Here is a 7,327-nt window from a genome sequence, read left to right on the forward strand (position 1 = left end):
GGGTGTGCCCACGGTCTCGGTCCCGGTCGGCAATGCTGTCACCTTCTTTTTCAATCTCCTGCTGGCGCTCTAACTCACGTTCCCGCGCCGCGTCCTCTGCAACCTGTCGTTCCTCGGCCTCCCGGCCTTCGCGCAACGCCGCCGCGCGGTCGGCCAGGGCCTCCCGGTCGATCCCTTGCGCCGCCTCGCGCAACCGTGCCGCCAGATCATCAGAGGCGTCGCGTTCCGGCATAGCGGCGTCCGGGATCTCCCGGTCGCGCTGCCGCGCTTCCCATGCCTCCTTGAGCCGCGAGGCAAGATCGGGTTCTTGGTCCCGCCTGTCGCGGCCACCGGCCAGCGCCAGCTCACCCTGCCCCGATCCCAGACGGTCCAGCACCCGGTCCGCCGCCCGGTCGAGCCAGTCGCGGACATGGCCTGCCAGATCCCGCGCCAGCTCCATGACCTCGGCCGCGCGGGCCTTGGCCTCGTACCAGGCCCCGACGCGGCCGACCTCGATGCCGCGTTCCTTCATCTGCCACGCGCCGGGGGAAAGCTGCGGCAGGGGCGGGCGGTCCAGCTCGATGGCCCGCACGGTCTCACGCAGCTCCGCCCCCTCGTCGCCGCGCTCCCGCGCCGCCGCCGCCAGCTCAAGCGCCTCGTCGCGCTGCGCCACCAAGGTCCGGTGATCCACGCGGTCCTCGATGCTGGCGCGTTCCAGGGCGGCGTTGCTGTCCCGCGCCCAGGCTTCGCGCCAACCTTCCAGAACCTCGACCTTGTTCCAGTCACGGTTCTTGGTGGTGAAGCCCTCCACGCCAACCTCGCGGGTGGTCAGCAGGATGTGGGCATGATGGTTGCGCTCATCGCCCGCGCGTCCCGGCGCGTGCAGGGCGATGTCGGCCACCATGCCGAGCTCCACGAACTGTTCTTGGGCGAAGGCCCGAACCAGCTCGACCCGCTGTGCATGGGTCAGCTCGGCGGGAAGGGCCACGCGGACCTCGCGGGCGACCTGGCTGTTCTTGCGGGTCTCGGATTCCTCGACCCGGTTCCACAGCTCGGATCGGTCACGGACCCAATCCGGCGCGTGATCCGGCGCGAGGATTTCGGTGTGATCGACGCCGCCCCGCTTGGCGTAATCGAAGACCAGCCCGGTGCGGCGGTCTTCGATACGCTCCGCCACGCGATAGGCGATTGCCGCCGTGGCGCTGCGCCCCTGACTGCGGGAAATCATCGAGGCTCGAAGATGGTAGATCGCCATTCGGGGCCGCACTTCGATTAGGGGTCGAGGGGAAACGCCAGTCTCCCCCGCCCACACAAACTCGACAGAGTTTGTATAAGTGGGCACTTCGTGTCTTGCACCTTACCTCTAGACCGGTGAAAAAGGCAACAGCGGCAAAAAGAACGGGGGCAGAAAATGGCGCGCAGCATCGACCAGCAGATTGCGGAAACGCAGGCCAAGCTTGCGCGCCTGAAAGAGCGACAGAAGGCTAGCGAAACCCGCCGCAAGATCATCGTCGGCTCGGTGGTGATCTCCAACGCGCTCAACGAANATCGACCAGCAGATTGCGGAAACGCAGGCCAAGCTTGCGCGCCTGAAAGAGCGACAGAAGGCTAGCGAAACCCGCCGCAAGATCATCGTCGGCTCGGTGGTGATCTCCAACGCGCTCAACGAACCGGAAAAAGCCCGTGCCCTCGCGGCTCTCTTGCGCCGGGCCGTCACGCGGGAAGTGGACCGGAAGGAGCTGGCCGGGTTGATCGAGGAACTGGACCAGGCGGCAGCAAAGGCGGATCGGTCGTGAGCGCGAAAGACCCCTTCCAGATACTGGCCGACGAGCTGACCCTGATCCGCAAGGACATGGACCGGCTCCAGCGCACCAGCCTCGACAAGGACGAGGCGCAGGCCTTGCACCAGATCATGGCCGAGGCGGTCGCGGATATGCGGAAGGCCACCAGAGAGACGCCACAGGCCCTCCAGAGCGCCTTGAAAACCGACAGGGACCGGATGGCCCAGAACGCCACGGAAAGCGCCACAGAGGCCGCTGAGCGCGTTCTGGGGGATATTCGGACCCAACTGTCCCAGGAGCGACAGAGGCTCACGCAGGCCGCCGGAGAGGCCCGCAGAGAGGCGTGGCGCTATTTCGGCGGGTTCTGGGTCTGGCTGGCCACCATGCTCGCCACAGGCGTCATTCTGGGGCTTGTAATCGCCTACGGAATGGAAACGGCCAAATCGGCGCTCTCGGTCGATGACCTAGTGCGCTACAACTGCGGAAGATCATGGTTCGGCGGGCAGGTGGTCGAGCAAGAGAACGGATCGAGCTTCTGCGCCTTCTGGCTCACTCGGCCGGATCAGTGAGCGGAATCAGTCCGGCCAGTTCTCGGCAGGCCAGTCGCGCGATGTGTGGATCACCCGGACAATCGCAACGGCTTCTTCGCCGCCCTCCTGAGTGATCGCATAGGCGAGGATGTAGGGCAGGCGCGTCACGGATTTTTCGTAGGTGCCTGTCACCCGGCCCGGACGCCCTGTCGGCATCTCACCCAGAGCCAAGGCCGTTCTGTCGATGGCATCGGCCACACGACGAGCTGCTGCGGGGTTGTCACGGGCAATGTAGGAAACCTGGTCTGCAAGATCGTCCAGTGCCTCGATTGACCAGCGGACCGGTCGGTTCATGCGGTGCCGCCTATCGCATCCTCAATCGCCTGGCGCACGGATGCCATGGCATCCTCATGGCTGACCGTCCGACCGGCTTCCACATCCGCAAGCCCACGCTCGATGCCTTCGATGATTGCCAGCTCGCGATCCACGTAAGCTTCCACCGCCTCGGCTGCGAGGAACGATCGGCTGCGGCGTGTTCCCTCCGCCAATCTTCCCAGCTTCGCTTTTAGCTGCGGATCGAGCCGGATCGTCATCGTCGTGCTGGCGGTCATGACCTGTTCTTTCTAAGTATGTGTACATCTGAACACATAAACCATTCGGTGGCTTCTGAAAAGAACCGGTTGGGCAAAGCCCTAGTGTTAATAGTGTTACCTACGGAGTAGTGTTACGGGGCCGAAAATCCTCCTTAACATACTGATACAAAAACTGGAAAACATCCACACGGTTCCGAAAGGGCCAAACTTGGGTTCCGAAAGGGCCAAATTTTGGTTCCGAAAGGGCCAAACGTCTTGCCTCACCCGAATGGTTCCTGATAGGCCAAACATGAAAGTTCCTGATAGGCCAAAGATTATCAATGAGTTTGCTTCCTGATCGCCATCCAAACCTCGATTTCTTTGTCCTCGATATCGCGGACGCCGTGCCGAAGGATGACATGGCGACGATGGAACACCCGCTGTTCTCTCTGGCGACCAAACCAGACATGCGGCACCTCGAATATCGGAGCGGCGAGAACGTCCTGAAGATCAGACCATCTGGTCTCGGGCTGCCAACCATCTTCGACAAGGACATTCTGATTTTTGTTGTCAGCCAACTCATGCACCGGATGAACCGAGGCGAAGACATCGGGGATACTGTGCGTTTTTCGGCTCGGGAGCTGTGCGTAGCGACCAACCGACAGATCGGGGGCGATCACTACAAACGCCTTGAGAACGCTTTTGCTCGCCTCCAAGGAACGCAGTTCGTCACCAACATTCGGACGGGCGGGAAGATCGAGACACGGATTTTCTCGCTGATCGACGAGGGCGGTTTCGTCCGCACAGACGATGAGCGGTTTCGGCTGGATTACTGCGAAGTGAAGCTGTCGCGTTGGCTCATGAGAGCTATCGAGTCCGACCAGGTTGTCACCATCTCGAACGACTATTTCAGACTGCGCCGCCCGCTTGAGCGCCGCCTCTACGAGATTGCGCGAAAGCACTGCGGCAATAAACCAAAGTGGCAGATCGGCCTGACGACGCTCCAAAACAAGACAGGCAGCAACGCTCCCATCAAACGGTTTCGGCATAACCTGCGTGAGATCATCAAGGCCGATGTGACGCCGTTCTATCGCTTCGAGTTGGACGACAACGACCTGGTGACAATCCGGCCCCGACAAGCCAAGGCGCAGATCACACCATCCATTTCACTGCCCACTTGGGCCGAAGAAACGGCCCGCGCTCTGGCAAGGGAAAAGGGCCGAGACTACTACGCCCTGCGCTCTGACTGGCTTGCCTTCGCACAGGCGGAAACGGCCAAGGGAAATCCGCCAAAGAACACCGGCGCGGCTTTCGTCGCCTATTGCAGAAAACAAGACAGCCTGCGCTGACGGCTACCCGAACAACCGCCCCCAGAACCCCTTGCGCGGCGCGGCTGGCGCTTGTGGTCGCAGATCGACCAAGAGCGCATGGAGCTGGTCTTCCTTGCGCTCCGCCCGCTCGGCCCGATCTCTCAAATCCTCGATGCGCTGTTCGAGAAAATCGCGTTCGCGCTGATCGGCCTGAGCCTGGGCGCGAAGTTTCTCAATTTCGGCCTGCAACACACTGGTTTCAGGGGGTGTTTCAGGTTCTTCATTAGGGGTTGCAATTCGCTTCACGGCACCGTTTCTGTGCCCGTTAGCATCCTTCCACCGTTCCAGCTCGGCCGCGTCGATACTATAGGAACCATCATCCAAGCGTTTCGCGCTGAGCTTCCCTTTTTTTATAGCTCTGGAAAGCGTTGGCTTGCTAAAACCGGCCGCTTTCGCAGCTTCTCCTAGGGTGTAACTCATGGGCGTAACCGCTCGCTCTCATAGGGTTGCAATTCGCCTCATCTAACTGTGAGGCTTACAGTTACGCATGTTACACCCTGTTGCCGTGATCTTCAAACGCCCCTCTCAATAACGGCTGCCAGCCCCTATCCGAGATTTTCGAGCGCCGACTGGGCCTTATCCCTTTGATATCCTAGAGGAACCACGCCGACTCGCTGCCGGGCATAGACTGCGAGTTGATCAAGCCACGTATCGATCAGTCCTCTATGCCCTTCGTCCATGCCGTGGCGCAGCACGCCATAGCTACGCACGACCTCTGCAAGGGTCTCGAACGGATAGTACTGCGGCTCATCTTGGCGCAGGATCTTGCTGGTAAGTTCGATCGCTTCCTTAAAATCCCTAAATAAGTCGGCCCCAGTGCGGTTGGAATTTTCGGCCCGCAACACCAGGAACTTTGCTCGCCGGTCGTCGAGTTGGCGCCGGTCGAAATCCCTTCCGGTGCGGCGTTCGAACTCGCTGGCTTCACGATATCCCTGTTCGAGTAGCTTTTCGGCGGCGCCAAGTTTGCCGGCTGCACATTGGGCCATATGCCATTGCATCCAGAAAAGCGGCATTCGCCTGATCTGCAGCGCCTGCTTATTGTGCTCGAAGAACCGGTCGATTTCATCCCTGTCGGTGACGAAATCAGATAGGATGGAAAACCGCATCATCTGACCAAACATGCGCTGCTCGAAAGAGTTTCGATAGGTCGCCGCAAGATTCTTTAACAAAGGGACGATCGCATCAACGATTTCGGCATCGTTGAACAGGTTTTGCAGGATGTTCTGGGCTCCGATCGAGGGTACGGCCTGAATGGTCTCACCGGTCCGGCGCACAAGACGAAAACTGTCGTTTCCGGCACGAGCATTCAGCCCATCGATGATGGCGCCATAGTCCGTCGCCATCGCATTGCTGAGAAAGGAAACCGGTGCATTCTCGCCGATATGGGCGACAAAGAGCGCGATGATGATCGCCGCACGCTCGGTCTGGCTAAATGACAACTTATTGAATTCTTCACGATACCGATTGGTGACGTAGTCTGACCGGAGCAACCGCATCAGGAAATGCGGCAGGCTTGACTGGCAGGTGTTCTGGATGAACCGACGACGCGCATCGGTAGCAAGCGTATAGAAATCACGCCACCCGGTGATCTGATCGGCAAGGTCGCTCAGTGCGCGCGCTTCGTTCTCGTCAAGACTGACGAGGGGCATTTTCCGGAAACTGCCGAAACCTTCGAGCGAATCCAGGCCAACAGGGTTGGCATCGACCGCCACGGCCCGGCCGGTGAGGATCAAGACGCCTTCCTGCCCATCAAACTGACGCGCAATGCTGGCGAGCCGTTCTGCTGGCAGATCAAAGCAGTTCTCGATGATCAGTGCCGCATTCGGCGCATGGTGAAGAATGTCTGCGACCTCGTTCAGCAGGTTCTCATAAGCTTGGCGCATCTGGTAGACTGGTCTCGCCCCCGACAGGCGATAGGCAAGATCGGTTGTGAGCAGGGTCTTGCCATCGCAGGGATATCCCTCAAGAAGTAAAATTCGGGTGTCACCTGCGATAGCGGCCAGAATTTCCTGCGCGGCGCTGCGTTGCATGTGGTACTCGGATACATCGTTGGACCAATCCCGCGCGAGCTGCGAGGGGTCAACCTTGCCGTATAGAAACAAGTCTTCAATCTGGGTTTGCGTGGGAACCGTAGCTGCGGGATCCGGAGGCGTGTATTTTACGAAGCTGGCAAGGCGTGGCTCTTTCGGTGCCTCCTTTGCCAGAAGTCCTCTGATGGTATCGGCAAGCCCGGCGCGGCCGGTGAAGAACGGTGTGCCAAGTCGCTTTTGGGCTGCGGTGACATCAGGGTCGGCCTGGGCCGTCGGGCGATTGATGAAGAAGGCCTTCTGACGCAAGCCTGTCAGGTCGTGGATCGCTTGGTTGATGTGGAAATCGCTGGCATTGAAACCGACAAAAACCACGATCTGAGCCTGGTCGATGTCGCGTCGAAAGCGGTTGAGCCACCTTTTTACAAAGGTGAGATTTGCGTAGCTTTCGGCTCCGAGCACGCAGCTTTCACGAATGTTGTGTATGTCCCATTTCTGCACATAACCGTGCAGATGAATGATCGGGAGATTTGGCGTGGCCGTGTCGGGTTGATCTGTGTTGTTGAGGGGCTCGACCGGTTTTTGCGCAGCCTGTGCTGCAATCTCAAGCGCATTGTCGTAATTTGTCGTGTAGATCGCTTGCCAAGGGTAGCGTAACAGATCAGCCATATCAGAGGTCACGTTGGAAACGGTGAAACGCTCTTTCAGCAGCGTCATCATGCCGTTGTCGGCAATCTTGTCCTGTAGGGCATCTGCGGCATTTCGTAGATCCCTGTATGGCGGCTCCTGACGGAGTTCTATATTGAACAGATCGAGCAGCTGTGCGCCCGTGCCAAGCGTTTCATCCGGATTAAAGTTCAGGCAATCCGCGGAAAACCCTGCGCCGCAGAACAGGATAGCACCGCCATTTCGGGCAAGGTTGAAACGCCTTTGAAACTCGTCAACTGAATTGCTTTCCATGGGTTCAAACTCCTAGGTTGAATTTTTTAACGGAAAAACAGGCGTGAGACGATAGCGCCCTCCCCGCCCCCATATGGCGGGGAGGGCGCGGGCCATCTGCGACAGCCT

The 7,327-nt window shown here is 59.5% G+C and carries 8 protein-coding genes; 3 read left to right on the forward strand and 5 right to left on the reverse strand.

From position 1 onward, the window contains the following. On the reverse strand, window positions 1-1,234 hold a 1,234-nt coding region (gene mobQ, locus ACFMPD_RS17070), incomplete at its 3' end, for a MobQ family relaxase (RefSeq protein ID WP_380997100.1). A gap of 388 nt (window positions 1,235-1,622) precedes the next feature. On the opposite strand from mobQ, the gene ACFMPD_RS17075 reads away from it, so the two are divergent. Both ACFMPD_RS17075 and ACFMPD_RS17080 read left to right on the forward strand, forming a co-directional pair. Beyond that, window positions 1,623-1,775 (forward strand): hypothetical protein, encoded by a 153-nt coding sequence (locus tag ACFMPD_RS17075; protein WP_380997102.1) that lies wholly within the window; start codon window positions 1,623-1,625, stop codon window positions 1,773-1,775. After that, window positions 1,772-2,329, forward strand: coding sequence for a 6TM ABC transporter family protein (locus tag ACFMPD_RS17080; protein WP_380997105.1), 558 nt, complete (start codon window positions 1,772-1,774; stop codon window positions 2,327-2,329). Before ACFMPD_RS17075 ends, ACFMPD_RS17080 begins: the two co-directional genes overlap by 4 nt. A 6-nt stretch (window positions 2,330-2,335) precedes the next feature. On the opposite strand, the gene ACFMPD_RS17085 is transcribed toward ACFMPD_RS17080, so the two are convergent. Together ACFMPD_RS17085 and ACFMPD_RS17090 are read right to left on the reverse strand one after the other, a co-directional pair. Beyond that, window positions 2,336-2,644, reverse strand: coding sequence for a type II toxin-antitoxin system RelE/ParE family toxin (locus tag ACFMPD_RS17085; RefSeq protein ID WP_380997108.1), 309 nt, complete (start codon window positions 2,642-2,644; stop codon window positions 2,336-2,338). Beyond that, window positions 2,641-2,901, reverse strand: coding sequence for a CopG family ribbon-helix-helix protein (locus ACFMPD_RS17090; RefSeq protein ID WP_380997111.1), 261 nt, complete (start codon window positions 2,899-2,901; stop codon window positions 2,641-2,643). The genes ACFMPD_RS17085 and ACFMPD_RS17090 overlap by 4 nt, the downstream gene beginning before the upstream one ends. A gap of 302 nt (window positions 2,902-3,203) precedes the next feature. On the opposite strand from ACFMPD_RS17090, the gene trfA reads away from it, so the two are divergent. Then, window positions 3,204-4,211, forward strand: coding sequence for a plasmid replication initiator TrfA (gene trfA / locus ACFMPD_RS17095; protein ID WP_380997114.1), 1,008 nt, complete (start codon window positions 3,204-3,206; stop codon window positions 4,209-4,211). A 3-nt stretch (window positions 4,212-4,214) separates the two neighbouring features. Here the strand turns inward: trfA and ACFMPD_RS17100 are convergent, their stop codons facing one another. Together ACFMPD_RS17100 and ACFMPD_RS17105 are read right to left on the reverse strand one after the other, a co-directional pair. After that, complete coding sequence (locus ACFMPD_RS17100; protein ID WP_380997117.1) at window positions 4,215-4,652, reverse strand: helix-turn-helix domain-containing protein; 438 nt, start codon at window positions 4,650-4,652, stop codon at window positions 4,215-4,217. A 125-nt stretch (window positions 4,653-4,777) separates the two neighbouring features. Further along, window positions 4,778-7,219, reverse strand: a complete 2,442-nt coding sequence (locus ACFMPD_RS17105) for an SIR2 family protein (protein WP_380997120.1) — start codon at window positions 7,217-7,219, stop codon at window positions 4,778-4,780. Window positions 7,220-7,327: the final 108 nt, after the last annotated feature.

This window comes from Sedimentitalea sediminis (assembly GCF_042687825.1).
GTDB lineage: Bacteria > Pseudomonadota > Alphaproteobacteria > Rhodobacterales > Rhodobacteraceae > Sedimentitalea.